At 70.9% G+C, this 24,213-nt stretch carries 25 protein-coding genes; 19 read left to right on the top strand and 6 right to left on the bottom strand.

The window, feature by feature from the left end:
* Window positions 1-110 precede the first annotated feature (110 nt).
* The 7 genes from INQ48_20175 to cydX all read left to right on the top strand — a co-directional run bounded on the left by INQ48_20175 (window position 111) and on the right by cydX (window position 8,814).
* Complete coding sequence (locus INQ48_20175; GenBank protein QRF55695.1) at window positions 111-1,073, top strand: nitronate monooxygenase; 963 nt, start codon at window positions 111-113, stop codon at window positions 1,071-1,073.
* 78 nt (window positions 1,074-1,151) lie between these two features.
* Window positions 1,152-2,273: an acyltransferase gene (locus INQ48_20170; protein QRF55694.1), complete on the top strand. Its 1,122-nt coding sequence runs from the start codon at window positions 1,152-1,154 to the stop codon at window positions 2,271-2,273.
* Between the two features lie 155 nt (window positions 2,274-2,428).
* On the top strand, window positions 2,429-4,123 hold the full coding sequence (gene cydD, locus INQ48_20165) for a thiol reductant ABC exporter subunit CydD (GenBank protein ID QRF55693.1): 1,695 nt from the start codon (window positions 2,429-2,431) through the stop codon (window positions 4,121-4,123).
* Entirely contained in the window at window positions 4,120-5,826 is a 1,707-nt protein-coding gene (locus INQ48_20160) for an ATP-binding cassette domain-containing protein (GenBank protein ID QRF55692.1), read from the top strand. Before cydD ends, INQ48_20160 begins: the two co-directional genes overlap by 4 nt.
* 64 nt (window positions 5,827-5,890) lie before the next feature.
* On the top strand, window positions 5,891-7,492 hold the full coding sequence (locus INQ48_20155) for a cytochrome ubiquinol oxidase subunit I (GenBank protein QRF55691.1): 1,602 nt from the start codon (window positions 5,891-5,893) through the stop codon (window positions 7,490-7,492).
* The gene (cydB, locus tag INQ48_20150; GenBank protein QRF55690.1) at window positions 7,489-8,643 is read left to right on the top strand and encodes a cytochrome d ubiquinol oxidase subunit II; all 1,155 of its coding nucleotides are present in this window, start codon (window positions 7,489-7,491) and stop codon (window positions 8,641-8,643) included. The genes INQ48_20155 and cydB overlap by 4 nt, the downstream gene beginning before the upstream one ends.
* 21 nt (window positions 8,644-8,664) lie before the next feature.
* The gene (gene cydX / locus INQ48_20145; protein QRF55689.1) at window positions 8,665-8,814 is read left to right on the top strand and encodes a cytochrome bd-I oxidase subunit CydX; all 150 of its coding nucleotides are present in this window, start codon (window positions 8,665-8,667) and stop codon (window positions 8,812-8,814) included.
* A gap of 140 nt (window positions 8,815-8,954) precedes the next feature.
* Here the strand turns inward: cydX and INQ48_20140 are convergent, their stop codons facing one another.
* A complete protein-coding gene (locus INQ48_20140) occupies window positions 8,955-9,539 on the bottom strand; it encodes a GbsR/MarR family transcriptional regulator (GenBank protein QRF55688.1) in 585 nt (194 codons plus the stop codon).
* A 50-nt stretch (window positions 9,540-9,589) separates the two neighbouring features.
* The gene (locus tag INQ48_20135) at window positions 9,590-10,642 is read right to left on the bottom strand and encodes an AraC family transcriptional regulator (protein QRF55687.1); all 1,053 of its coding nucleotides are present in this window, start codon (window positions 10,640-10,642) and stop codon (window positions 9,590-9,592) included.
* 178 nt (window positions 10,643-10,820) lie between these two features.
* On the opposite strand from INQ48_20135, the gene INQ48_20130 reads away from it, so the two are divergent.
* Genes INQ48_20130 through INQ48_20105 form a run of 6 tightly spaced genes read left to right on the top strand, consistent with a single transcriptional unit; the run spans window position 10,821 to window position 16,148 of the window.
* Window positions 10,821-12,383: a long-chain-fatty-acid--CoA ligase gene (locus INQ48_20130; protein ID QRF55686.1), complete on the top strand. Its 1,563-nt coding sequence runs from the start codon at window positions 10,821-10,823 to the stop codon at window positions 12,381-12,383.
* A gap of 39 nt (window positions 12,384-12,422) precedes the next feature.
* Window positions 12,423-13,607, top strand: coding sequence for a lipid-transfer protein (locus tag INQ48_20125; protein ID QRF55685.1), 1,185 nt, complete (start codon window positions 12,423-12,425; stop codon window positions 13,605-13,607).
* A gap of 16 nt (window positions 13,608-13,623) precedes the next feature.
* Window positions 13,624-14,064 carry a MaoC family dehydratase N-terminal domain-containing protein gene (locus tag INQ48_20120; protein ID QRF55684.1) on the top strand — a complete coding sequence of 147 codons (441 nt, stop codon included), beginning with the start codon at window positions 13,624-13,626 and terminating at the stop codon, window positions 14,062-14,064.
* A gap of 14 nt (window positions 14,065-14,078) precedes the next feature.
* Window positions 14,079-14,498 carry a MaoC family dehydratase gene (locus INQ48_20115; protein QRF55683.1) on the top strand — a complete coding sequence of 140 codons (420 nt, stop codon included), beginning with the start codon at window positions 14,079-14,081 and terminating at the stop codon, window positions 14,496-14,498.
* 29 nt (window positions 14,499-14,527) lie between these two features.
* Window positions 14,528-15,358, top strand: coding sequence for an SDR family oxidoreductase (locus INQ48_20110; GenBank protein ID QRF55682.1), 831 nt, complete (start codon window positions 14,528-14,530; stop codon window positions 15,356-15,358).
* 1 nt (window position 15,359) lies between these two features.
* A complete protein-coding gene (locus INQ48_20105) occupies window positions 15,360-16,148 on the top strand; it encodes an enoyl-CoA hydratase/isomerase family protein (protein QRF55681.1) in 789 nt (262 codons plus the stop codon).
* Window positions 16,149-16,161: 13 nt separating this feature from the next.
* On the opposite strand, the gene INQ48_20100 is transcribed toward INQ48_20105, so the two are convergent.
* From INQ48_20100 to INQ48_20090, 3 genes are all read right to left on the bottom strand, one after another.
* Window positions 16,162-16,890: a site-2 protease family protein gene (locus tag INQ48_20100; GenBank protein QRF55680.1), complete on the bottom strand. Its 729-nt coding sequence runs from the start codon at window positions 16,888-16,890 to the stop codon at window positions 16,162-16,164.
* Between the two features lie 13 nt (window positions 16,891-16,903).
* The gene (locus INQ48_20095) at window positions 16,904-17,890 is read right to left on the bottom strand and encodes a DUF2167 domain-containing protein (GenBank protein QRF55679.1); all 987 of its coding nucleotides are present in this window, start codon (window positions 17,888-17,890) and stop codon (window positions 16,904-16,906) included.
* A 106-nt stretch (window positions 17,891-17,996) separates the two neighbouring features.
* Window positions 17,997-18,419 (bottom strand): cupin domain-containing protein, encoded by a 423-nt coding sequence (locus tag INQ48_20090; protein QRF55678.1) that lies wholly within the window; start codon window positions 18,417-18,419, stop codon window positions 17,997-17,999.
* A gap of 119 nt (window positions 18,420-18,538) precedes the next feature.
* Between INQ48_20090 and INQ48_20085 the strand changes: the two genes are divergently transcribed.
* The 6 genes from INQ48_20085 (at window position 18,539) to INQ48_20060 (ending at window position 23,537) form a co-directional block, all read left to right on the top strand.
* Window positions 18,539-19,003 (top strand): helix-turn-helix transcriptional regulator, encoded by a 465-nt coding sequence (locus INQ48_20085; GenBank protein QRF55677.1) that lies wholly within the window; start codon window positions 18,539-18,541, stop codon window positions 19,001-19,003.
* Window positions 18,892-19,362 (top strand): SRPBCC domain-containing protein, encoded by a 471-nt coding sequence (locus INQ48_20080; GenBank protein ID QRF55676.1) that lies wholly within the window; start codon window positions 18,892-18,894, stop codon window positions 19,360-19,362. Before INQ48_20085 ends, INQ48_20080 begins: the two co-directional genes overlap by 112 nt.
* Window positions 19,359-20,906, top strand: coding sequence for an MFS transporter (locus INQ48_20075; GenBank protein ID QRF55675.1), 1,548 nt, complete (start codon window positions 19,359-19,361; stop codon window positions 20,904-20,906). The genes INQ48_20080 and INQ48_20075 overlap by 4 nt, the downstream gene beginning before the upstream one ends.
* Window positions 20,907-20,964: 58 nt before the next feature.
* Window positions 20,965-21,150, top strand: coding sequence for a hypothetical protein (locus INQ48_20070; GenBank protein ID QRF55674.1), 186 nt, complete (start codon window positions 20,965-20,967; stop codon window positions 21,148-21,150).
* Between the two features lie 75 nt (window positions 21,151-21,225).
* On the top strand, window positions 21,226-22,338 hold the full coding sequence (gene aroC / locus INQ48_20065; protein ID QRF55673.1) for a chorismate synthase: 1,113 nt from the start codon (window positions 21,226-21,228) through the stop codon (window positions 22,336-22,338).
* Window positions 22,338-23,537 carry an MFS transporter gene (locus INQ48_20060; GenBank protein QRF55672.1) on the top strand — a complete coding sequence of 400 codons (1,200 nt, stop codon included), beginning with the start codon at window positions 22,338-22,340 and terminating at the stop codon, window positions 23,535-23,537. The genes aroC and INQ48_20060 overlap by 1 nt, the downstream gene beginning before the upstream one ends.
* A 7-nt stretch (window positions 23,538-23,544) precedes the next feature.
* Here INQ48_20060 and INQ48_20055 read toward each other — a convergent pair whose 3' ends face one another.
* Window positions 23,545-24,204 (bottom strand): hypothetical protein, encoded by a 660-nt coding sequence (locus tag INQ48_20055; protein QRF55671.1) that lies wholly within the window; start codon window positions 24,202-24,204, stop codon window positions 23,545-23,547.
* Window positions 24,205-24,213: the final 9 nt, after the last annotated feature.

Raw genomic sequence — 24,213 nt, 5'->3', positions numbered from 1 at the left:
GCGAAAGAGAAATCAAAATTTGGTTTTGCTTTTGCGCACTTCGCGGAATCTTCGCGTCCTCCGCGTCCGGCTGTCCGCTCCCGAATTCAACAACCCCTGAGACAACGACCATGTCGAAACTGCCCCCCGTGCTCGCGAACCTGCCGCTGCCGATCATCGGCTCGCCGCTGTTCATCATCAGCAACCCCAAGCTCGTGATCGCGCAATGCAAGGCCGGCGTGGTCGGCTCGATGCCGGCGCTCAACGCGCGGCCCGCGGCGCAGCTCGAGGAGTGGCTGATCGAGATCACCGAGGAGCTCGCGGCCCACAACAAGGCCAACCCGGACAAACCCGCCGCGCCCTTCGCCATCAACCAGATCGTGCACAAGAGCAACGACCGCCTCGAGCACGACATGGAGATGGTCGTGAAGTACAAGGTGCCGATCGTCATCACCTCGCTGGGCGCGCGCACCGACGTCAACGACGCGGTCCACAGCTACGGCGGCGTGACCTTGCATGACGTGATCAACAACAAGTTCGCGCAGAAGGCGATCGAGAAGGGCGCCGACGGCATCGTCGCGGTGGCGGCCGGTGCCGGCGGCCACGCGGGCATCAAGAGCCCGTTCGCGCTGATCCAGGAAATCCGCCAGTGGTTCGATGGACCCGTCGCGCTGTCGGGCTCGATCGCCACCGGCGGCGCGGTGCTCGCGGCGCAGGCCATGGGCGCCGACTTCGCCTACATCGGCACCGCCTTCATCGCCACCGAGGAAGCGCGCGCGAGCGACGCCTACAAGCAGGCCATCGTCGAGGGCACTTCGGACGACATCGTCTACTCGAGCCTGTTCACCGGCGTGCACGGCAACTACCTCGCGCCCAGCATCGTCAACGCCGGCATGGACCCGGCGAACCTGCCCGAGGGCGACGTGAAGACCATGAGCTTCTCGGGCGGCGAGGGCAGCAAGGCCAAGGCCTGGAAGGACATCTGGGGCTCGGGCCAGGGCATCGGCGCGATCAGCGAGGTGTCGAGCGCCGGCGTCTTCATCGAGAAGCTCAAGCGCGAATACCAGGAGGCTCGCCAGCGGCTCGCGCTTTGAGAACACGTTCCTAGCGTGCACGACCTGCCGGCACCCGCGGCGACAGCCGCAGCTGCTCCCGCCGCGCGGCGGGAGCGCATGCCGCTGCTCGACGCGGCCAAGGGGCTCGCGTGCGCGGTGATCGTCGGGCATCACCTCTCGCGCTACGGGCCGATGCCCGCGGGCGCATTCCCGCTTGCGCCCGACTTCCTCGGCTGGCTGGCCAACGACGGCCGGCTCGCGGTGCAGATCTTCCTCGTGATCGCCGGCTTCCTCGCCGCGGCCAGCCTCGCGCCCGACGGGCTGCTGCGCATCGACCGCCCGTTCGTGCGCATCTTCCAGCGCTACGGCCGGCTGGTGATGCCCTACCTCGCCGCGCTCACCGTCTGCGTGCTGGTGGCGGCCGCGGTGCGGCCCTGGCTCGACGCCGACCTCGTGCCGGCCTCGCCGAGCATCGGCCAGTTACTCGCGCACGGGCTGCTGCTGCAGGACCTGCTGGGCTACGAGGCGCTGTCCACCGGCGTCTGGTACGTGGCGATCGACTTCCAGCTGTTCGCGCTGGCGCTCACCTTGATCGGCCTGCCGGCGCTGCTCGCGCCCCCGGCCGACCAGGCGGCGCGGCCCGGCGAGGCCAGGCACCGGCGCTGGCTCGCGGTCGCGCTGGTGCTCGGCGTGGCCGTCGCATCGCTGGCGTTGTTCAACCGCGAGTCCGAGCTCGACGACACCGCCTTCTATTTCTTCGGTGCCTACGGCCTCGGCATGCTGGTGTTCTGGATCGGCCGCGCCACGCGCGCGAGCACCTGGCAGAGCGCGGTCGCCTTGCTGCTGCTGGTGGGCACGGGCGCGCTGGCGCTCGAATGGCGTAGCCGCATCGCGACCGCGTTGGTCACGGCGCTGCTGATCGCGGTGGCGCAGCGCCGGCAGTGGCTGTCGCCGCCGCGCTGGCCGCTGGCGGCGGTCGCGCTGCAGCGGCTGGGGCGCATGTCCTATTCGCTGTTCCTGATCCACTTCCCGGTGCTGCTCGCGGTGAATGCCGCCGTGGTGCGGCTCGGGCCGCACGCGCCCTGGATCGACGGGCTCTGCATGCTCGCGACCTTCGGCCTGTCGATCGCCGCGGCCGCGCTCCTGTACCGCTGGGTCGAGGCCCGGCCGGCCTCGTGGCGCGCCGTCGCCGCGCTGTTCGCGGGGCTGCTGATCAGCGGCATCGTCGTCTCGCACTGACATCCCGCCGGCCGCTCTGGCCGGACGCGTTCCTTCGTTGACTTGCGCCTGCCCGGCGAAGCGGGCAGGCTTCGCCGTGCTCGCTGTCCGGTCAGGTTTTCGGTATCATTGTGGAAATTTCAGTAAATACTGAAAATTCACGAAATCAAAAACAGATGAACCCTTCCGCCCACCGTCGACCCCTGCGTGCCCTGGCCCGGCCGGAGATCGGTGGCGTGGTGCAGGGCGCGGCCGCGCTGTTGTGGCTGCCGCAGGCGGCGCTGCTGGCCTGGGCGGTGCAGGCGCTGGCCGACGGGATCGATGGCGGCGGGCTGGCCGCGGTGCTGTGGCCCGCGCTCGGCATCCTCTTGTTCGGCTGGCTGCGTGCCGCCTGCGAAGCCTGGGGCGCGCGGCGCACCTTCGCTCGGGCACGCACTCGGCTCTCGGACTTGCGCGCCCAGGCCGCGGAAGCACTGGCCGGTGCCTCGCCGCTCGATCGCGGCCGCGTGCCCTCGGGCCAGGCCGCGAGCGCGCTGGCCGAGCAGGCCGAGGCGCTGGTGCCCTACCTGGTGCGCTACCAGCCCGCGCGCTGGCGCGCCACCGTGGTGCCGCTCGCGATCCTCGCCGCGGTCGCGAGCCAGACCTGGGTGGCGGCGCTGGTGCTGCTGTTCGCGGCGCCGCTGATCCCGCTGTTCATGGCCATCGTCGGCTGGCGCGCCAAGGCGGCCAGCGAGGCGCAGATGGTGCAGATGGGCGGCATGAACGCCTTCCTGCTCGATCGCCTGCGCGGCCTCGCGACCCTGCGCGCGCTCGGCGCGGTCGATGCCACGGCGGCGCGGCTCGCCGACTCGGCGCAGTCGCTGCGCGAACGCACCATGGCCGTGCTGCGCATCGCCTTCCTGTCCTCGGCCGTGCTCGAGCTGTTCTCGGCGCTGGGCGTGGCGATGGTGGCGGTCTACATCGGCTTCCACCTGCTGGGCACGCTGGGCTTCGGCACCTGGAACGGGCCGCTGAGCCTGGGCCAGGGCCTGTTCGTGCTGCTGCTCGCGCCGGCCTTCTTCGAACCGCTGCGCGAACTCTCGGCCGTGTGGCACGACCGCGCGGCGGGCGAGGCCGCGCTCGAAGCGCTCGAGGGCCTGCGGCGCGAGGCGCTGCCGCTGCCGGGCGCCCACGCGCCGGACGTGCACGTGGTCTCGATGCAGCCTTCGAACGCCGCGCCCTCGGTGGTCGTGCACGACCTGCATTTCGCATGGCCCGGCGAATCGCGCCGCGTGTTCGAAGGCTGCGAGCTGCGCATCGCCGCGGGCGAGCACATCGCGCTGGCCGGCGCCAGCGGTGCCGGCAAGACCGCGCTGCTGTCGCTGCTCGCGGGCCTGGTGCCGGCGCAGCAGGGCGAGATCCTGATCGGCGGCGTGCCGATGAACGACCGCACGGCCGCCGCGCTGCGCGCGCGCATCGGCTGGATGGGCCAGAAGCCGCACGTGTTCGCGGGCCCTGTCGCCGCCAATGTCGCGCTGGGCCGCGCGCTCGACGCGGGCAGCGTCGAGGCCGCGATGCGCTTCGCACAGCTCGAGCCTGTCGCGCAGGCGCATCCGGGCGCGGCGCTGGGCGAGGGCGGCCTGGGCCTGTCGGGCGGCGAGGCCGTGCGCCTCGCGCTGGCGCGCATCGCGGTCCATCCGCAGGCCGATCTGCTGTTGGTCGACGAGCCCACCGCCCACCTCGACACCGAGACCGCGCGGCGCGTGGCCGATGCGCTGCTCGCGCTCGCGCGCGGCCGCACCATGATCGTCGCGACGCACGACCCCGCGCTGGCCGCGCGCCTGGACCGCGTCGTGCAGCTCGGCGCCGATGCCGCGGAGAAGGCCGCATGAAGCCGAACACGCACCGTCACGCCGGCGAGCTGCGCCTGGTGCTGCGCCCCTTCTTCGCGGCCCAGTCGCGCGCCTTGCGCTGGGGCGCGCTGCTGGCCGCGGTGACCGTGCTCACGGGCATGGCGTTGCTCGGGCTCTCGGGCTGGTTCATCACCGCCACCGCGCTCGCGGGCCTGCATGCGGCCACGGCCTTCACCTTCGACGTGTTCGCGCCCTCGGCCGGCATCCGGCTGCTGGCGCTGGGCCGCACCGCCTCGCGCTACGGCGAGCGGCTGGTCACGCACGACGCCACCTTCGGCGCGCTGGCCGCGCTGCGCGTGCGGCTGTTCCGCGGCTGGGCGCGGGCCGAGGCGGCGCGCGCGCTGGCGCTGCGTCCGGCGCGCCTGCTGTTCCGGCTCACGAGCGACATCGATGCGCTCGAATCGCTCTACCTGCGCCTGCTGGTGCCCGCCGCCGCCGCACTCGGCGCCGCATTGCTGGCCGGCGTGGTGCTCGGCACGATGCAGGCCGCGATGGGCGCGGCGCTCGCGGCCTGGCTCGTGGCCGTGGGCTGGGGCCTGGCCTTCGCGGTGTCGCGCCGCGCGCGGCGTCCCGCCCTGCGGCGCGCGCGCGCCATCGAGACGCTGCGCGAGCGCGCGGCCGACCTGGTGGCCGGCCAGACCGAGCTCGCGATGGCCGGCCGCCTCGATGCGCAGCGCGAGGCGCTGGCCGCGGCCGACCGCCGGCTGGCGCGCGCCGACCTCGCGCTCAACCGTCTCGAGAGCACGGCCGGCCTGGCCTATGGCGGCGCGGGCACGCTCACGCTGGTGGCCGTGCTGCTCGCGGTGGCGGCGCTGGTGGGCGAGGGCGCGATCGGCGCACCCGCCGCGGCGCTCGCGCTGCTCGTGGCGCTCACCGCGCTCGAACCTTTCGCCGCGCTGCGTCGTGGCGCGCTCGATGCGGGCCGCACCTGGCTCGCGGTGCGTCGCCTGGCGCCGCGCATGGCGCAGGACGATGCGCTCACAGTGTCCCGGCTTCCGGAGGACGCATCGCTCGCGCTGCGCCTCGTGGCCATCGAGGCCTTCCATCGCGCCAGCGCCGTGCCCGCGCTCGAAGACCTGTCGTTGACCATCGCCGAAGGCGAGCGCGTCGCCATCGTCGGCCCCAGCGGCAGCGGCAAGTCGACGCTGCTCTCGGTGATCGCGGGCGAGCTCGCGCCGCGCCGCGGCGAGGTGGCCGCGCAGCCGTGCTGCCTGCTGACTCAGCGCACCGAACTGTTCGAGGACACGCTGCGCGACAACCTGCGGCTGGCCGATCCCGCCGCGAACGACGAACAACTGTGGGCCGTGCTGCAGGCCGCGGGCCTGGCCGACGACGTGCGCGATCTGTCGGCCGGTCTGTCCACGCGCCTCGGCGAAGGCGGCCTCGGCCTCTCGGGCGGCCAGTCGCGCCGCCTCGCGCTCGCGCGCCTCTTCCTGCGCCCGGTACCGCTGTGGCTGCTCGACGAGCCCACCGAGGCGCTCGACGCCGGGGTCGCGCACGACGTGCTGCAGCGCCTCGCGCGCCACGCCGAGGGCCGCACGCTCGTGATCGCCACCCATCTGCGCCGCGAGGCCGCGCTCGCCGACCGGCTGCTGCGCATCGAGGACGGCCGCATAGCCGCCGACCTGCGGCGCGGCAGCGAGGCCTTCGAGCACGCGCTGCGGCAACTGCGCGCCGATTGAACGACACCGAAGCAACGCCAACCACCCCACCACGAAGAACACAGGGAACACAAAGGAAGCCATCATGGATCTCGACATCGTCGCCTTGTCGCGACTTCAATTCGCCGTCACGGCGCTCTACCACTTCCTCTTCGTCCCGTTGACGCTGGGCCTCTCGGTCGTCATCGCGATCATGGAGACCGTCTACGTCATGACGGGCCGCGTGATCTGGCGCGACATGACGAAATTCTGGGGCGTGCTGTTCGGCATCAATTTCGCGATGGGCGTCGCCACCGGCGTGGTGATGGAGTTCCAGTTCGGCATGAACTGGAGCTACTACAGCCACTACGTCGGCGACATCTTCGGCGCGCCGCTGGCCATCGAGGGCCTGATGGCTTTCTTCATGGAGGCGACCTTCGTCGGCCTGTTCTTCTTCGGCTGGGACCGGCTCTCCAAGGTCGGCCACCTCGCCACCACCTGGGCCGTGGCCATCGGCTCCAACTTCTCGGCGCTGTGGATCCTGATCGCTAACGGCTGGATGCAGAACCCGGTGGGCGCGGCCTTCAATCCGCAGACCATGCGCATGGAGGTCACCGATTTCGCCGCCGTGCTGACCAACCCCGTGGCGCAGGCCAAGTTCGTGCACACAGTGTCGGCCGGCTATGTCTGCGCGGCGGTGTTCGTGCTGGGCATCTCGGCCTGGTACCTGCTCAAGGGCCGCCACATCGAGCTCGCCAAGCGCTCGATGACGGTGGCCGCCTCCTTCGGCCTCGCGGCCTCGCTGTCGGTGGTGGTGCTGGGCGACGAGAGCGGCTACCTCTCGACCGAGCACCAGAAGATGAAGCTCGCGGCCATCGAGGCCATGTGGGAGACCCAGCCCGCGCCCGCGGCCTTCACCGCCTTCGGCTTTCCCGACCAGGCCGCGCGCGAGACCCACTACGCGATCCACATCCCGGGCGTGATGGGGTTGATCGGCACGCGCTCGCTCAGCACCGTGATCCCGGGCATCGACGAACTCGTGAAGCGCGCCGAGGCGCGCATCCGCGAGGGCATCAAGGCCTACGACGCGCTGCAGAAGATCCGCGAGGCCGGCGGCAAGCCGGTCACGCAGGGCGTGCGCGACGCCTTCGAGAACAACGGCGTCGACATGGGCTATGCGCTGCTGCTCAAGCGCTACGTGGACGACCCGCGCCAGGCCACCGACGAGCAGATCGCCAAGGCGGCCTGGGACACGGTGCCGCAGGTGGCGCCGCTGTTCTGGCTGTTCCGCATCATGGTGGGCATCGGCATGCTGCTGATCCTTCTGACCGGCACCTTCTTCGTGCTGTCGGCGCGCCGCACGCTGGACCGCCATCGCTGGCTGCTCAAGGCCGCGGTGCTCGCGATTCCGCTGCCATGGATCGCCGCCGAGGCCGGCTGGCTGGTGGCCGAGTTCGGCCGCCAGCCCTGGGTGATCGAGGGCGTGCTGCCGACCGCGGTGGCGGTCTCGAACATCGGCATCAAGTCGGTGCTGTTCACGCTCGCGGGCTTCGTCGCCATCTACACCGTGCTGCTGGTCATCGAGCTCAAGCTGATGGTCAAGGCGATCCGCAAGGGGCCGGTCGCCGAGCACTCGCCCGACGAGGGCGATGCGCGTTCGCACGTCCCGCCCGCCCACGCCGTTTCGACCACCGGGAGCGCCGCATGATCCTCCACACACTCCTCGACTACGACACCCTGCGCTTCATCTGGTGGGCGCTGATCGGCGTGCTGCTGGTCGGCTTCGCCGTCACCGACGGCTTCGACCTCGGCAGCGGCATGCTGCTGCCGTTCGCGGCGCGCAACGACGTCGAGCGCCGGCTCGTCATCAACAGCGTGGGCCCGGTCTGGGAAGGCAACCAGGTCTGGCTGATCCTCGGCGGCGGTGCCGTGTTCGCGGCCTGGCCGCAGCTCTACGCGGTCTCGTTCTCGGGCTTCTACCTCGCGATGTTCGTCGTGCTCTCGGCGCTGATCCTGCGACCGGTGGCCTTCAAGTTCCGCAGCAAGCGCGAGTCGCCGCAATGGCGCGCGCGCTGGGACGGCGTGCTGTTCTTCAGCGGGCTGGTGCCCGCGCTGATCTTCGGCGTGGCGGTGGGCAACGTGCTGCAGGGCGTGCCGTTCCGCTTCGCGACCGACATGCACATCCACTACGACGGCAGCTTCCTCGGCCTGCTGAACCCCTTCGCGCTGCTGTGCGGACTGGTGTCGGTGGCGATGATGGCGATGCACGGCGCGGCCTGGCTGCAGCTGAAGACCGCCGGGCCCGTGGCCGAGCGCTCGCGTCGCTACGGCATGGTCTCGGCCGCCGCCACCATCGTGCTCTACGCGGCGGCGGGCTTCTGGATGGCCTCGGCCGTCGGCGGCTACCGCATCACCAGCGTGGTCGATACCGTGGGGCCCTCGAACCCGTTGCTCAAGTCGGTCGAGCTGCAGGCCGGTGCCTGGTTCGCGAACTACGCGGCCCACCCGTGGACCCTGGCCGCGCCGGTGGCCGGCTTCGCGGGCGCGCTGCTGGCACTGGTCGGGCTCGCGCTGCGGCGCGAACTGCTCGCGCTGCTGGCCGGCGCGCTCGGCATCGCCGGCATCATCCTGAGCGTGGGCGCCTCGATGTTCCCGTTCATCCTGCCGTCCTCCATCGATCCGCGCGCCAGCCTCACCGTGTGGGACTCGTCCTCGAGCCACCTCACGCTGTTCATCATGCTGGTGGTCACGGCCATCTTCATCCCGCTGATCGTGGCGTACACGACCTGGGTCTACCACGTGCTGTGGGGCAAGGTCGACGAGAAGGCGATCCGCGAGGAACGCGGTCACGCGTACTGATTGCAAGGAAGGAAAAGAACGATGTGGTACTTCGCCTGGTTCCTCGGCCTGCCGCTGGCGGCCGCCTTCGCGGTGCTCAACGCGATGTGGTTCGAGCTGATGGCCGACGACGCCATCCGCAAGGAGAAATTCGAGATGCCTGAAACGCCGGAGGGGCAGGAAAGGCTCTGAAAGCGGACAGCCGGACGCAGAGGGCGCGAAGGTTTCGCGAAGAACGCAAAAGGGTCAAGGAAGAAATTTCAAATGTCTTCTTTCGCGACCTTCGCGGAATCTTTGCGTCCTTCGCGTCCTTGTCCCCGTATTCGACAGCCTCAATCTGTCGCAGGCTTCTTCTTCCTCGATGCACCCCCCGTGATCCGGTCCTTGAGCGTCAGCACCTTGGTCACGGTCGAGCCCATGCCCATGAGCTGCATCGCGGTCTCGGGCGACAGCCGCTGCACGTCGTCGAACCACTTCATCAGCCGGTCGATCAGGTCGTGCATCTCGCGCATGCGCTCCTGCGCATGGCGCTCGGCCTCGCTGTGGGGCGACTCGAGCAGGGCGTTGCGCAGCATCGAGAGCGTGGGTTCGATCTCGCGGCGGCGGCGCTCCTCGGCCAGCACGCGGAAGATCTCCCACACGTCCGACGGCGCCTCGAAGTATTCGCGCCGATCGCCGGGCTGGTGGCGCAGGCGCACCAGGCGCCAGGCCTGCAGCTCCTTGAGGCCCATGCTCACGTTGGAGCGCGAGAACTCGAGCAGCTCGGCGATCTCGTCGGCATTGAGCGGACGTTCCGAGAGGAAGATCAGCGCGTAGATCTGGCCGACGGTGCGGTTGATGCCCCACTTGCTGCCCATCTCGCCGAAATGGGCGACGAACTGGCGGTTGAGCGGGGGCAGGTCGGAGGTGGGAGGCATGGGGCGATTGTCGCCCGGGCCTTGCGGTGGTTCCGGAACCTTCTGAAAACTCAGGGCGCCGGCAGGGAATCGCCGCCGCCCGCCGCGGCCACGCGGCGCCGGTACGAGCCCGGCGCGCCGCCGGTCCAGGTCTTGAAGGCGCGCTGGAAGGCGGCGCTGTCGGCAAAACCCAGTTCGGCGGCCAGCGCCGCCAGCGGCACCGCGCTGGTGGCCAGCCGCACGATCGCCACGTCGCGCCGCAGCTGGTCCTTGAGCGCCTGGAACGAAGTGCTCTCGGTCGCCAGGTGGCGCTGCAGGGTGCTGACCGACATGTGCAGGCAGGCGGCCACGGTCGCGAGGTCGGCCCAGGCCGGGCGCTTCTGCTGCAGGATCTCGCGCACCCGGGCGCTGAGGGGCTGCTCGGCCAGCCGCGGCAGGATCACGTTGCCGGGCGAGGCCGCGAGGAAGTCGCGGATCGCATGCGCGTCGCGGTGCATTGGCGTGCGCAGTGCCTCGGCGTCGAACCACACGGCCGAGCAGGGCTGGCCGAAGCGCAAGGTGCCCGGGAACACCTTGGCATAGCCGGCCGCGTAGGGCGGCAGCGCGAAGCCGAAGTCGAAGCGCCGCGCCGCCAGCCGTCCGCCATGCAGCCAGGCCAGCAGGCGCCAGTACACGCGCAGCATCAGCTCGTGCAGGAAGTTCTGGTGGCCGATCGCCGAGTTCTCGATCGCGATGCCGAAGCCCGCGAGTTCGCCCTCGCGCAGCAGCACCAGCCGCAGGTCGTCCTGCAGCAGGCTGAAGGTGTGGGCCACGCGGCGCAGCGCATGGCCGAAATCGGGGGCGCCGAGCGTGGAGCGCGCGATCAGCGCCAGGCTGCCGCGGCGCATCCGGCGCGTGAGGAAGCACAGCGACTCGTCGTCGAGCCGGTCCATCAGCAGCGCGAACAGCGCCACGTACTGCTCGGCCGTGACGCGCGCGCCCGGCTCGGCCAGCAGCGGCGGCGGCACGCCCGCGTCTTCCAGCGCCCGATCGATGTCGATGGGCGCGGCGGCGCCGCGGGCGCGGATGCCGGAGAGCATGCCTTCGACGAAGGCGATCGGGATGGTAACGGGCGGTTGCAGCATGGAGGAGGGCGATTCGACCGTACACGGGACACGGCGGGCCGTCGATTGACGTTTTCTGCAATGCGAACGACGCGAAGCGCAATCGCCGGCCCGGGCCCGGATTTCTACCATGCGCTCACGCCAGAAAAAGACCTGCAAAGGCGTGACGACAAGACCAACGATTAGGAGACGAGCCACCATGTACCTGACCCAGGCGCTGCACCGCGCGATGCAGCAGAAACCGGACAAGACCGCGGTGCGCTTCGGCAGCCGCAGCACCAGCTTCCGCACCTTCGGCGAGCGCATCGCGCGGCTGGCCGGCGCGCTGCAGAAGCTCGGCATGAAGAACGGCGACCGGGTCGCGATGCTGTCGCTCAACTCCGACCGCTACCTCGAATACCAGATGGCCGTGCCCTGGGGCGGCGGCGTGCTCAATCCCTGCAACATCCGCTGGTCGCCGGCCGAGATCCTCTATTCGCTCGAGGACTCCGGCTCGCAGATCCTGCTGGTCGACGAAGCCTTCCGTGCCGCCGCCGAGCAGCTGCGCGGCCAGTCCACCACCCTGCGCGAGCTGATCTACTGCGGCGACGGCGCGGTCCCCGCGGGCATGCTCGGCTACGAGGCGCTGCTCGACAGCGCGGCGCCCGTGCCCGACGCCTACCGCCATGGCGACGACCTCGCCGGCATCTTCTACACCGGCGGCACCACGGGTTTTCCGAAGGGCGTGATGCTGAGCCACGCCAACCTCTGCGCTTCGGCGCTGACCGCGCAGGCCGAGGGCATGGCGCCGGCCGAGGGCTGCTACCTGCACGCGGCGCCGATGTTCCACCTGGCCGACATGGGCATCTCGGGGCCGCACTGGTTCCAGGGCAACACGCACGTGGTGATCCCGATGTTCAGCCCCGAGGCGGTGCTCGACGCGATCGAGCGCGAGCGCGTGAGCCACACGCTGCTGGTGCCGACCATGATCCAGATGCTGGTCGACCATCCCGCCATGCGCGACAGGCCGCGCGAGCTCGGCAGCCTGCGCGGCATCGCCTACGGCGCATCGCCGATCTCCGAGGCCGTGCTCAACCGCGCGATGGCGGCGCTGCCGGGCGTGGACTTCGTGCAGGCCTATGGCATGACCGAGCTGTCGCCGATCGCCACCATCAACCCCGCCTGGTACCACACGGTCGAGGGCCGCAAGGCCGGCAAGCTGCGCTCGGCCGGCCGCGCGAGCTTCTGCATGGAGGTGCGCATCGTCGATGCCGAGGGCGCCGAGGTGCCGCGCGGCACGGTGGGCGAGGTGGCGGTGCGCGGGCCGAACGTGATGCTCGGCTACTGGAACAAGCCCGAGCAGACGGCCGCCGCGGTGCGCGAGGGCTGGATGCACACCGGCGACGGCGCCTACATGGACGACGACGGCTTCATCTTCGTGGTCGACCGCATGAAGGACATGATCATCAGCGGCGGCGAGAACATCTACTCGGCCGAGGTGGAGAATGCCATCGCCCAGCATCCGGCGGTCGCGGCCTGCGCGGTCATCGGCATCCCGAGCGAGGAATGGGGCGAGGCCGTGCACGCGGTGCTGGTCGCCAAGCCGGGACAGCCGGTCACGGCCGACGAGCTGATCGCGCACTGCAAGACCCTGATCGCGGGCTACAAGTGCCCGCGCAGTGTGGCGGTGGTCGAGGCGCTGCCGCTCTCGGGCGCCGGCAAGGTGCTCAAGACCAAGCTGCGCGAGCCGTTCTGGAAGGATCGCCAGCGCGCGATCGCCTGATCTCTTCGTTTTCGTTTCAACACCCCGAGAGGAATTCCCATGACCCAGGATGTGCATGTCGTCGGCGTCGGCATGATCCCCTTCACCAAGCCCGGCGCGAACCTTCCCTATCCGCAGATGGCGGCGCAGGCCCTCAACGCGGCGCTGGCCGATGCCGGCATCGGCTACGAGCAGGTGCAGCAGGCCTACGTGGGCTATGTCTACGGCGACTCCACCGCCGGCCAGCGCGCGCTCTACGAGGTCGGCATGACCGGCATCCCCGTGGTCAACGTCAACAACAACTGCTCGACCGGCTCGACCGCGCTGTTCCTCGCGCGCCAGGCCGTGGCCAGCGGCGCGGCCGATTGCGTGCTCGCGCTTGGCTTCGAGCACATGAGCCCGGGCGCGCTCGGCGCGGTGTTCAACGACCGGCCCAGCCCCTTCGACCGCTTCGAGTCCATCACCGACGAGCTGGTCGGCAACGAACAGGTGCCGCTGGCGCTGCGCTACTTCGGCGGCGCGGGCCTGGCCCACATGCAGCAGTACGGCACGCAGCTGTCGACCTTCGCGAAGATCCGCGCCAAGGCCAGCCGCCATGCATCGAACAACCCGGTGGCGCTGTTCCGCACCGTCGTGACCGAGGACGAGGTGCTGGCCACGCCCGTGATGTGGCCCGGCGTGATGACGCGGCTGATGGCCTGCCCGCCGACCTGCGGCGCGGCCGCCGCGATCATCTGTTCGGCCGCGTTCGCACAGCGCCACGGCCTGGACCGCAGCGTGCGCATCAAGGCCCAGGCCATGACCACCGACCGCCCGGTGAGCTTCGAGGCGCGCGACATGCGCGAGGTGGTCGGCTTCAGCATGGCGCGCGAGGCGGCGCAGAAGGTCTACGAGGCCGCGGGCGTCGGCCCGCAGGACATCGACGTGGTCGAGCTGCACGACTGCTTCGCGCACAACGAGCTCATCAGCTACGAGGCGCTGGGCCTGTGCCCCGAGGGCGGCGCCGAGAAGTTCGTGCTCGACGGCGACAACACCTACGGCGGCAAGGTCGTCACCAACCCCTCGGGCGGCCTGCTGTCCAAGGGCCATCCGCTGGGCGCGACCGGCCTCGCGCAATGCACCGAGCTGGTCCAGCAGCTGCGCGGCACGGCCGACAAGCGACAGGTGGAGGGCGCGCGGCTCGCGCTGCAGCACAACCTGGGCCTGGGCGGCGCCTGCGTGGTCACGCTCTACGAACGCGTCTGAAGAAAGAGACCTCGCCATGATCGACAGGAAATGGATCGGCCATGCGCTGCCGCCCTCGGTGCTGCCGCTGGAGCGCACGCGGCTGCAGTTCTTCGCCAAGGCGATCGGCGAGACCGATCCGGTCTACACCGACCCCGCGGCCGCGCGCGATGCCGGTTATGCCGACCTGCCCGCGCCGCCCACCTTCCTGTTCGCGGCCGAGCTCGACTCGGGCGCGTCCAGCCAGCTGCTGGCCGACCTGGGAATCCCGCTGGCCAAGCTGCTGCACGGCGAGCAGGGCTTCAGCTACCACCGCGCGGCCTGCGCGGGCGACACCGTGACGGTGCGCTCGACCATCACCGACATCTACGACAAGAAGAACGGCGCGCTCGAGTTCGTGGTGAAGAGCTCGCGCGCCACCAACCAGCGCGACGAACTGGTGGCCGAGCTGCGCACCGTGATCGTCTGCCGGCATTGAGCCCGAGGAACCCCATGACCGCACCCAACCACGACACCGTGCAGGTCGGCGACGAACTGCCGCCGCTGCAACTGCCGCCGGTCGACCGCACCACGCTCGCGCTGTTCGCGGGCGCCTCGGGCGACCACAACCCGATCCACATCGACATCGACTTCGCGCGCCGCGCCGGCATGCCCGACGTGTTCGCGCAGGGGATGCTGGGCATGGCCTGGCTCGGCCGGCTGCTCACGCAGTGGGCGCCGCAGTCGCAACTGCGCCGCTTCGACGTGCGCTTCCAGGGCCTGACCCACCTGGGCCATGCGGTGCGCTGCACGGGCCGCGTGGTCGAGAAGCTCGAGCGCGACGGCGAGCGCTGCGTGCGCGTCGAAGTCAGCAGCACCAACCAGCATGGCCAGGTGCGCATCGCGGGCGAGGCGCTGGTGGCGCTGGCCTAGGGATCGGCAACGAAGAAAGACATCCAGACATGACATCCAGACTCGAAGGCAAGGTCGCCCTCATCACCGGCTCGGGCCGCGGCATCGGCCGCTCGATCGCGCTCAAGCTCGCCTCGGAGGGCGCGCGCGTGGTGGTCAACGACCTCGATGCCGGCCCCGCGGAGGAGACCGTGCAGGCCATCCGCGCCGCCGGCGGCCAGGCCGTGGCCTGCAACGGCAGCGTGGCCGCGCCCGATTTCGCCGAACGCTTCGTCGGCACCGCGGTCAGCGAATTCCAGGGCCTCGACATCATCGTCAACAACGCCGGCTACACCTGGGACAGTGTGGTGCAGAAGATGACCGACGAGCAGTGGTACGCCATGCTCGACGTGCACCTGACGGCGCCGTTCCGCATCCTGCGCGCGGCGCAGCCGGTGATCCGCCAGCTCTCGAAGACCGAGACCGAGGCCGGCCGGCGCAACGTGCGCAAGGTGGTCAACATCTCCTCGGTGGCCGGGCTGTTCGGCAACGCGGGCCAGGCCAACTACGCGACCGCCAAGGCCGGCATCGTCGGCATGACGCAGACGCTGGCCAAGGAGTGGGGGCGCATGAACGTCACCGTCAACTGCGTGGCCTTCGGCTTCATCCAGACCCGCCTGACCGCGAGCGCGGCCGATGCGACCACCGCCCACATCGACGGCCGCGAGATCAAGGTCGGCATCAACCCCGGGCTGCTGTCGATGATGGAGCAGACCATTCCGCTGGGCCGCGGCGGCACGCCCGAGGAGGCGGCCGGCGCGGTCTACCTGCTGTGCATTCCCGAGTCGGACTACGTCAGCGGCCAGACGCTGATGTGCACCGGCGGCCTCACGGGCATCTGAGATGCCGCTCGAGCAGGGCATCGACTGGTCGGTGGAGGAGGGCATCGGCCGCATCGTGCTGCGCCGTCCCGAGCGCGCCAACGCGATCGGCGCCGCGAGCAGCCGTGCGCTGGTGCGCGCGATCGACGAGCTGCTGGCGGCCGCGCCGCGCGTGGTGCTGCTGACCGGCGAGGGCCGGGTGTTCTGCGCCGGTGGCGACATCGAGGAGTTCGTCGCGGCCGGAGAAGACCTGCCCGCGCTGGTCGATGAGATCCTCGATCCCCTGCATCCGGCGCTGCTGCGGCTGGTGAACGGTCCGGCACCGCTGATCACCGTGCTCAACGGCGCGGTCGGCGGCGCGGGCGTGGGGCTCGCGCTGGCCGGCGACTTCGTGCTCGCGGCCGAGTCGATGAGGCTGCGCACCGGCTACGCGGCCATCGGCCTGTCGCCCGACGCGGGCAGCTCGTGGTTCCTCGCGCGGCGGATCGGGGCGTTGCGCGCGCAGCAGTGGCTGATGCTCAGCGACCCCATCGACAGCCAGCGCTGCCTCGCGGTCGGCGCGGTCGATGCGCTGCATCCCGACGCCGAACTGGCCGCGGCCGGCGAGGCACTGGCGCGGCGGCTGGCCGCGGGCGCGCCCGGCTCCTTCGCCGCGATCAAGGCGCTGTGCGCCGATGCGCCGGGCCGCACGCTCGAGGCGCACCTGGCGCTCGAGCACCGCCTGCTGCGCGAGCGCGCCGGCAGCGCCGATGCGCGCGAGGGCGTGGCGGCCTTCCTGCAGAAGCGCGCGCCGCGTTTCGGCGCGCCCTGAGGCGCGGCGGCGTTCAGCCGCCCGGCAGGCGCGCCGCCCCGAGCATCTCGTGCGTGTCGTGCACCATCACCGCGAGAAAGGCCACCAGCCCGATGTAGTAGACGGCGTAGGTCAGCCGCGTCTCGGCCGACACCGCGTAGTACTGGCGGTTGGCCGGGTCCTCGGGGTCGTACTTCCAGGCCCGCATGACCTGCGGCGCCGCCAGCACGGCCACCAGCACCAGCATCGGGCTCGGCCGCCAGAAGAAGAGGGCGATCAGCACCGGCACCCCGAGCAGCCAGATGCGCGGCGTGAGCACCGCGGTGATGCGGCCGCCGTCGAAGGGCGACAGAGGGATCAGGTTGAACAGGTTGATGAAGAAGCCCGCGTAGGCGAGCGCCAGCAGCAGCCGGCTGTCGCTCTCGCGCGCGAGGAAATAGCAGGCCAGCGAGGCCAGGCTGCCGAGCAGCGGGCCCGCGAAGCCCACCCAGGCCTCGGTCTCGACGTCGCGCGGCTGGTCCTTGAGCTCGATCCAGGCGCCCACGAAGGGAATGAAGGTGGGCGCGCCCACATCGAGGCCGCGCTGGCGCGCCGCGAGGAAGTGGCCCATCTCGTGGATGAAGATCAGCGCCACGAAGCCCGCCGCGTAGCGCCAGCCGAAGACGAAGGCATAGGCGACCACCGACAGCAGCATGGTGCCGCCGGTGAGCAGCAGCTTGCCGAGCTTGCCCGCGCTCAGCAGCAGGAGCAGCAGCTTGACCACGGCCCGCGCGCGCTCAGGCCGCGGGCGGATTCGTCGGCGGCAGCCCGCCGGCCGGCGTTTCGCTCGCCACCGGCGCCTTCTCCTTGCGGCGGAACAGCTTGCCCGCGCCCCACAGCGCGCCGCCCACGGCCACCGCGATGATCTTGGCGAACTTGGCCAGGAAGGCCGCGATCACCGCGAACAGGCCGAGCTTCTTGACCGCCGCGCCCGCCACCAGCGCCGCGAGGCCATAGGCAGCGACCTTGTCGGTGGAGGCGTCGAAGTCGGCGTAGCGCTTGCCGTCGTCGTACTGCAGCGCCGCCAGCAGCTGGGTCGCGTCGGGCTTGTACTTCTCGAGGTCGTTGGCGTTGGTCACGAGGTTCAGGCTGATGTAGCCCTCGCGTCCCAGCGCATAGGTGTTGTAGTTGACGCCCTGGCTGCCCGAGGCCTCGTCCTTGTGCTTCGACAGCGCCGACCACACGAGGCGGTGCACCGAGGCGTCGTACTGCGGCTTCTGCGCCCAGCCCGTGACCTCGATCGCGGGGATGCCGCGCTTGGCGCGCTCCTCGTTCGCGGCCTCGGTGCCTTCCTTGAGGCTCTTGAGCAGGTCGTCGGCGTTCCAGTCCTTGGCGTCGTCGTCCTTGATGTAGCCCTCCTTGACGAACTTCACCACGGCGAACCAGTCGGCGTCGTTGTTCGGGAAGACCGCGCCGATGAAGCTGTCGTCGACCCGGTTGCCCATGCTGCGCATGAGCTGCGCCGCGGCCGGCGTGGGCACCCAGACGTAGCCCGGCGGCAGCTTCAGGTGGGCCTGGTCGCGCAGCGCGATGTCGGCCGGGCCGGTCTTCTGCACCGCGCGCGCGGCCTTGAAGGCGGCCTCCTGCTCGGCTTCGAGCGAGTTGGCCGGCACGGCGGCGGAACTGGGTGGATTGGAAGGCGGCGCGGCGGCGGCGGGGCCGGCGGCCAGGACGGCGAACGCGAACAGGACGCCCGCCGACAGGCGGGCCATGGGGATCCTCATGCTCTCTCTCCTCGGTTGTTATCGGTTTTGCGAGACGAGGGCGCAGTCTATCGGGCAGGCCGGAACGCTGTCCGTAGGACGGCAGCGAAAGCCGGTTCGCGGCGGCTCAGGGCCAGGGCGTGGGCGCCGGGATCTCGCACACCGGCTCGACATCCACGCTCTTGAAGTCGGCCGGCGAGACGATCTCCAGGTACTCCATGTCGGGCGAGTAGTCGAACAGGAAGTGCCGGATGCCCGGGCGCTGGTGCACCACGTCGCCGGCCTCGACCAGGGTTTCCTTGTCCTCGTACATGAAGCGGGCCCAGCCCTTGACCATGATCACGATCTGGAAGTCGGCCTCGTGGCGATGCCAGCCGGTGCCCGCTTCCGGTGCCATGTTGGCCTTGACGAGGTGCGCGATCACCTTGCCGTTGGTGGCGGCGGCCACGCCGAGGTCGCGGTAGAGGAAGAAGTCGCGCAGTCCGCCCGAGACGAACTCGGTGTCGCCCGGTTTGACGTGGGAGAACTGGGTGGCGGTACGGTCCAGCATGGAAGCTCCTTGGCGGCGAGTGGGGATGCTGCGCCGCAGCACGCATAAAGCGTTCCCGCGGCCGGCCGCGATATCCCCACGCCTTGACGCTGGCACGCCGGCTCCAGATACTCAACCGCATGGTTCACTCAGATGCCGCCGCGCCGCCCGCGCCCGTTGCCCTCGATGCCGTGTTCGCCGCGCTCGCCGACTCGACGCGCCGCGCGGTGCTCGAGACCCTGGGCGAGCGCAGCCTCAGCGTGACCGAGCTGGCCGCGCCGCATGCGATGTCGCTCACGGGCTTCATGAAGCACCTGCGCGTGCTCGAGGACGCGGGGCTGATCTCGCGCACGAAGGAAGGCCGGGTCGTGCGCTGCGAGCTCTCGCCGCGGCCGATGCAGGAGGCCGCCGTGTGGCTGTCGCGCTACGAGAAGTTCTGGACCGGGCGCCTCGATGCCTTGGCGCGCTTTCTCTACCACCAGGAGCAAACCGAATGGCGCAACCTGCCAGCCCCGACACCGGACGTCCCTCCCTCACCCTCCGCCGCCACTACGCCGTCGCGCCCGACAAGGTCTGGCGCGCGTGGACCGACCCGCAGGCGCTGAGGCACTGGTTCGGCCCCGAGGAGATCGTCTCGGTGCCGCATGCCGAGGTCGACCTGCGCGTGGGCGGGCGCTTCCGCGTGGCGATGCTCGCGGCCGACGGCGAGACGCACGACGTCAGCGGCACCTACCTCGAGATCGTGCCGCAGCGCCGGCTGGTCTTCAGCTGGGCCTGGCGCAGCACGCCCGAGCGCGAATCGCGCGTCACGGTGCGCATCGAACCCGACGCGGCCGGCACCGGCTGCGCGCTCGAATTGCTGCACGAGCAGTTCTTCGACCAGGCCGCGCGCGAGGGCCACGAACACGGCTGGGCCGGTTCGATGGTGCGGCTCGAGCGCTGGCTGGCGGACGGCGGCCGATGACCGGCGCCGCCCCGCCGCGCGCCACGGTGCGCGAATGGACCGGCCTGGCCGTCATCGCGCTGCCGTGCATGCTCTATTCGATGGACCTCACGGTGCTGAACCTCGCGATCCCCGCGATCAGCGAGGCGCTCAAGCCCACGGCGGCGCAGCTGCTGTGGATCGTCGACATCTACGGCTTCCTGGTCGCGGGCCTGCTGGTCACCATGGGCACGCTGGGCGACCGCATCGGGCGGCGCCGGCTGCTGCTGATCGGCGCCGTGGCCTTCGGGCTGGCCTCGGTGCTCGCGGCCTTCTCGAGCAGCGCCAACATGCTGATCGCCACCCGCGCGCTGCTCGGCGTGGCCGGCGCGACACTGGCGCCGTCCACGCTCTCGCTGATCCGCAACATGTTCCTCGACCCGCGTCAGCGCACGCTGGCCATCGGGGTCTGGATCTCGAGCTTCTCGGCGGGCGCGGTAATCGGCCCGGTGGTCGGCGGCGTGCTGCTCGAGTACTTCTGGTGGGGCTCGGTGTTCCTGGTCGGCGTGCCCGTGATGGTGCTGCTGCTGGTGCTCGGCCCCGTGCTGCTGCCCGAGTACCGCGACCCCGCCGCCGCGCGGCTCGACCTCGCGAGCGTGGCCCTGTCGCTGGGCGCGGTGCTGCCCGCCATCTACGGCGTGAAGCAGACGGCCGAGCACGGCGCGAGCGCGCTGTCGCTCGCCGCCATCGCGGTGGGGCTGTCCATCGGCTGGCTGTTCGTGCGGCGGCAGCGGCGGCTGGCCGATCCGATGATCGACCTGCGGCTGTTCCGCGCGCCGGCCTTCAGCGTGGCGCTGGGTGCCTACATGCTGTCGTGCTTCGTGATGTTCGGGCTGTTCCTCTACGAGGCGCAGTACCTGCAGATGGTGCTGGGGCTGTCGCCGCTGCAGGCCGGCCTGTGGAGCGTGCCCAGCGCGGGCGCCTTCATCGTCGGCTCGATGGCCGCGCCCGCGCTCACGCGGCGCGTGCGGCCGGTGCATGCGATGACCGGCGGACTGGTGGTCGCAGCGCTGGGCTTCGCGCTGCTGATCGCGCTGCCGGTGCAGGGCGGCCTGGCGCTGCTGGTGGGCAGCATGGTCGTGTCCTCGCTCGGGCTGGCGGTGGTGTTCACGCTGTCGACCGACCTGGTCGTCGGCAGCGCGCCGCCCGAGCGCGCGGGCGTGGCCTCGGCGATCTCGGAAACCAGTTCCGAATTCGGCGGCGCGCTGGGCATCGCGATTCTCGGCAGCGTGGGCGCGGCGGTCTATCGCGCGATGATGGTCGACGCCGTGCCCGCGTCGCTCGGCGACGCCGCCGCGGTCGAGGCCGCGCGCAGCACGCTCGGCGGTGCCGTGGCGCTCGCGGGGCAGCTCGGCGGTGCGGCCGGTGCCGAGCTGCTGGCCGATGCGCGCACGGCGCTGCTGCGCGGCCTGCACCTGATGGCCGGCATCGGCGTGGTGGTGCTGCTGGCCATCGCGGCGCTGCTGGCCGTGGTCATGCGGCGCTCGGGACAAACCCGGCCCGCCGCGGCCGATGCGTTGCCCTGAGCCCGGGCCGGGCCCATACTGGCCGCGTCAGTCACCGAACGAAACCCACGGAGCGCCCATGAGCAACGAACTGCGCAAGAAGCTGCACGACCTCGCGGAGCTGGTCGACAACACGCCCGATCCGCAGACCCGCGCGATCGTCGAGGCGATCCGGCTGCAGACCGCGGTGCTCAACGAGCGGCTGTTCTCGATCGAGCTGCAGCTCGGCGCGCTGGCGCGTCGGCTCGAGGGCGCGACCGAATAGGCCGCGCGGGCATTGCCCTCGGGCATTCGGGCGCCGCGCCGCCCGGCCCCGCATTGCGGGGGATAATCCCCGCCCATGAGCGGCAACACCTTCGGACATCTCTTCGCGGTCACCAATTTCGGGGAATCCCACGGCCCGGCCATCGGTTGCGTGATCGACGGCTGCCCCCCGGGCATGGCGCTCAGCGAAGCCGACATCCAGGCCGACCTCGACCGCCGCCGTCCCGGCACCAGCCGCCACGTCACCCAGCGCAACGAGCCCGACGCGGTGCAGATCCTTTCGGGCGTGTACGAGGGCAAGACCACCGGCACCCCGATCGCGCTGCTGATCCAGAACACCGACCAGCGCAGCAAGGACTACGGCCAGATCGCCCAGCAGTTCCGCCCGGGCCACGCCGACTTCACGTACCACAAGAAGTACGGCATCCGCGATCCGCGAGGCGGCGGGCGCTCCTCGGCCCGGCTCACCGCGCCCACGGTCGCGGCCGGCGCGGTCGCCAAGAAGTGGCTGGCCGAGAAGTACGGCATGGTGTTCCGCGGCTGCATGACGCAGATCGGCGAGATCGCGATCCCCTTCGAGAGCTGGGACCACGTGCCGAACAATCCTTTCTTCGCGCCGATCGCCGACGTGAGCGCGCTCGAGGACTACATGGACCGGCTGCGCAAGGCCGGCGACTCCTGCGGCGCGCGCGTGCGCGTGACGGCCACGCGCGTGCCCGTCGGCCTCGGCGAGCCGCTCTACGACAAGCTCGATGCCGACATCGCCTACGCGATGATGGGCCTCAATGCCGTGAAGGCGGTCGAGATCGGCGCCGGCTGGGACAGCGTGACGCAGCGCGGCACCACCCATGGCGACTCGATCACGCCGACCGGCTTCCTCGGCAACAACGCGGGCGGCATCCTCGGCGGCATCAGCTCGGGGCAGGACCTCGAGGTCAGCATCGCGATCAAGCCCACCAGCTCGATCATCAGCCCGCGCCAGTCGATCGACGTGAACAACAACCCGGTCGAGGTGGTCACCAAGGGCCGCCACGACCCCTGCGTGGGCATCCGCGCGACGCCGATCGCCGAGGCGCTGCTCGCGCTGGTCGTGATGGACCATGCGCTGCGCCACCGCGCCCAATGCGGTGACGTGCAGGGCGACAACGAGAAGACCCAGGCCACGTCGCCGCAGGCGTCCTTCCTCTAGTGTCGACGCCGCCTCCAGTGGCCGCCGGGCGCGGCCACCTGTTGGCGTTCGCTGGCCTGTCGGCCAGCTACTTCGCGCACATCGGCTTCTTCAACCCCTACCTGCCGCTGTGGCTCAAGGACCAGGGGTTGCCGATCTTCACCATCAGCCTGCTGGCCTCGGTGCAGTCGGTCACGCGCGTGTTCGCGCCCTATGCCTGGGGCGCGCTCAGCGACCACACGGGCCAGCGCGTGCTGCTGCTGCGCATCAGCGCCGCGATCGCGCTGCTCAGTTCCTTCGGCCTGTGGTGGAGCGGCGGCCCCTGGTGGCTGGCACTGGTGCTGCTTTTGATGTTCACCCACACCAGCTCGATGATGTCGCTGACCGAGGCCGCCATGGCGCACCTCGTGGCCGGCGACTGGGGCCGCTACGGGCGCATCCGGCTGTGCGGCTCGGCCGGCTTCCTGGTCACGGTGTTCGTCGCGGGCGAGTGGTTCGACCGCTTCGGCATGAAGCACTTCCCGGCCTGGGCCGCCGGCACCCTGGCGCTGGTGCTGTTCGCCACCCTGCGCCTGCCCGACAGCCGCGAGCCCGTGGCCGCGCACGACGCGCCCGGCGAGCCCATCGGCCCGGTGCTGCGCAACCGCGTCGTGCAGTGGTTCTTCGCCGCGCTGTTCTTCCAGGTGATGTCGCACTTCTCGGTGTACGCCTTCTTCTCGCTCTACCTCGATTCGCTCGGCTACGGCAAGAGCACCATCGGCCTGCTGTGGGCGCTGTCGGTGGTGGCCGAGATCGTCTGGTTCTTCCTGCAGGGCCGGCTGATCGGCCTGCTGCCGATGCCGCGCTGGATGCTGCTGTGCGGCATCGCGGCCGTCGCACGGCTGGGCCTGACCGCCGGCCTCGGCGGCTGGATCGCCGCGCTGGTCGTCGCGCAGTGGCTGCATGCGCTGAGCTTCGCGGCCCACCACACCACCTGCATCGCCGTGGTGTCGCGCCGTTTCCCGGGCCGGCTGCGCGGGCGCGGCCAGGCCCTGTTCACCGTCATCGGCTACGGCTTCGGCGGCGTGCTCGGCGTGCTGCTGGGCGGCGCGGTGGCGCAGGCTTTCGGCTACCGCACGATGTTCGCGCTGGCGGCGCTGCTCGCGGTGGCGGGGACCCTGTGCGCGTGGAAGGTGATGCGGCTGGAGGCCGCGGCGCGGCGCACCGCCAGCCCGGCCTGATGCCGGGTCAGCGCGGCAATGGCCAGAGAAAGGCCGCCAGCGCCACCACCCACGACAGCACCGAGCCCAGGAACACCAGCAGCGCCGCCTGCGTGGCCTGCGGCGGCCAGCGCCGCGCCAGTTCCGTGCGCTCGAACAGGGCCTGCAGCAGGAAGCCGCCGTTGCTGCCGGGCAGCGGCAGCAGGTTGAAGGCAGCGGTCTTCGCCGCGACCAGGCCGAGCAGCGGGATGAAGTCCAGCCCGCCGGCCGCCTCGGCCGCGAGCCGCAACAGTTGCTGCGCCTGCCCGAACGGCGACAGCGCGCCCTCGACGTACTGAACGAAACCGCTGCCGACCTGCCCGAGGCCGTCGAAGGGCGACACCAGCAGCGCGAGCGTCAGCAGCGCGCACGGCCCGGCGCAGCCGATCAGCAGCCGCGTCATGCGCGGCTGGCTGTCGAAGGCATCGCGCTTGGCATCGCCTTCGAGCCCTTCGGCCCCGCCGTCCTTGAGCACCACCGAGCCCGCGAACACCAGCGGCTTGATGCGCAGCGGGCCGAGGCGCAGCAGCGTCGGACCCCAGCCGTAGTGGATCTCCCGGATCGGGATGCCGAAGCGCATCGCCGCCAGCGCGATCGCGCCCAGGTGGAGGGCGGTGCAGAGGGCGGCGGCGAGAAGAAGCCAGGGCATGCGCGAAGC

It is taken from the genome of Variovorax paradoxus (genome assembly GCA_016806145.1).
GTDB lineage: Bacteria > Pseudomonadota > Gammaproteobacteria > Burkholderiales > Burkholderiaceae_C > Variovorax.
The sequence above is the reverse complement of the archived record's forward strand: the minus strand, read 5'-3'. Positions and strand labels throughout refer to the sequence as shown.

Bases quoted from the DNA above. Each gene is read 5' to 3' on its own strand.
- INQ48_20130 (QRF55686.1), top strand. From the start codon at position 10,821: ATGTACCTGACCCAGGCGCTGCACCGCGCGATGCAGCAGAAACCGGAC.
- INQ48_20075 (QRF55675.1), top strand. From the start codon at position 19,359: ATGACCGGCGCCGCCCCGCCGCGCGCCACGGTGCGCGAATGGACCGGC.
- cydX (QRF55689.1), top strand. From the start codon at position 8,665: ATGTGGTACTTCGCCTGGTTCCTCGGCCTGCCGCTGGCGGCCGCCTTC.
- INQ48_20055 (QRF55671.1), bottom strand. From the start codon at position 24,204: ATGCCCTGGCTTCTTCTCGCCGCCGCCCTCTGCACCGCCCTCCACCTG.
- INQ48_20170 (QRF55694.1), top strand. From the start codon at position 1,152: ATGCCGCTGCTCGACGCGGCCAAGGGGCTCGCGTGCGCGGTGATCGTC.
- INQ48_20140 (QRF55688.1), bottom strand. From the start codon at position 9,539: ATGCCTCCCACCTCCGACCTGCCCCCGCTCAACCGCCAGTTCGTCGCC.
- INQ48_20120 (QRF55684.1), top strand. From the start codon at position 13,624: ATGATCGACAGGAAATGGATCGGCCATGCGCTGCCGCCCTCGGTGCTG.
- INQ48_20090 (QRF55678.1), bottom strand. From the start codon at position 18,419: ATGCTGGACCGTACCGCCACCCAGTTCTCCCACGTCAAACCGGGCGAC.
- INQ48_20110 (QRF55682.1), top strand. From the start codon at position 14,528: ATGACATCCAGACTCGAAGGCAAGGTCGCCCTCATCACCGGCTCGGGC.
- INQ48_20160 (QRF55692.1), top strand. From the start codon at position 4,120: ATGAAGCCGAACACGCACCGTCACGCCGGCGAGCTGCGCCTGGTGCTG.
- INQ48_20135 (QRF55687.1), bottom strand. From the start codon at position 10,642: ATGCTGCAACCGCCCGTTACCATCCCGATCGCCTTCGTCGAAGGCATG.
- aroC (QRF55673.1), top strand. From the start codon at position 21,226: ATGAGCGGCAACACCTTCGGACATCTCTTCGCGGTCACCAATTTCGGG.
- INQ48_20115 (QRF55683.1), top strand. From the start codon at position 14,079: ATGACCGCACCCAACCACGACACCGTGCAGGTCGGCGACGAACTGCCG.
- INQ48_20080 (QRF55676.1), top strand. From the start codon at position 18,892: ATGGCGCAACCTGCCAGCCCCGACACCGGACGTCCCTCCCTCACCCTC.
- INQ48_20105 (QRF55681.1), top strand. From the start codon at position 15,360: ATGCCGCTCGAGCAGGGCATCGACTGGTCGGTGGAGGAGGGCATCGGC.
- INQ48_20125 (QRF55685.1), top strand. From the start codon at position 12,423: ATGACCCAGGATGTGCATGTCGTCGGCGTCGGCATGATCCCCTTCACC.
- INQ48_20175 (QRF55695.1), top strand. From the start codon at position 111: ATGTCGAAACTGCCCCCCGTGCTCGCGAACCTGCCGCTGCCGATCATC.
- INQ48_20070 (QRF55674.1), top strand. From the start codon at position 20,965: ATGAGCAACGAACTGCGCAAGAAGCTGCACGACCTCGCGGAGCTGGTC.
- cydB (QRF55690.1), top strand. From the start codon at position 7,489: ATGATCCTCCACACACTCCTCGACTACGACACCCTGCGCTTCATCTGG.
- INQ48_20085 (QRF55677.1), top strand. From the start codon at position 18,539: ATGGTTCACTCAGATGCCGCCGCGCCGCCCGCGCCCGTTGCCCTCGAT.
- INQ48_20155 (QRF55691.1), top strand. From the start codon at position 5,891: ATGGATCTCGACATCGTCGCCTTGTCGCGACTTCAATTCGCCGTCACG.
- cydD (QRF55693.1), top strand. From the start codon at position 2,429: ATGAACCCTTCCGCCCACCGTCGACCCCTGCGTGCCCTGGCCCGGCCG.
- INQ48_20095 (QRF55679.1), bottom strand. From the start codon at position 17,890: ATGAGGATCCCCATGGCCCGCCTGTCGGCGGGCGTCCTGTTCGCGTTC.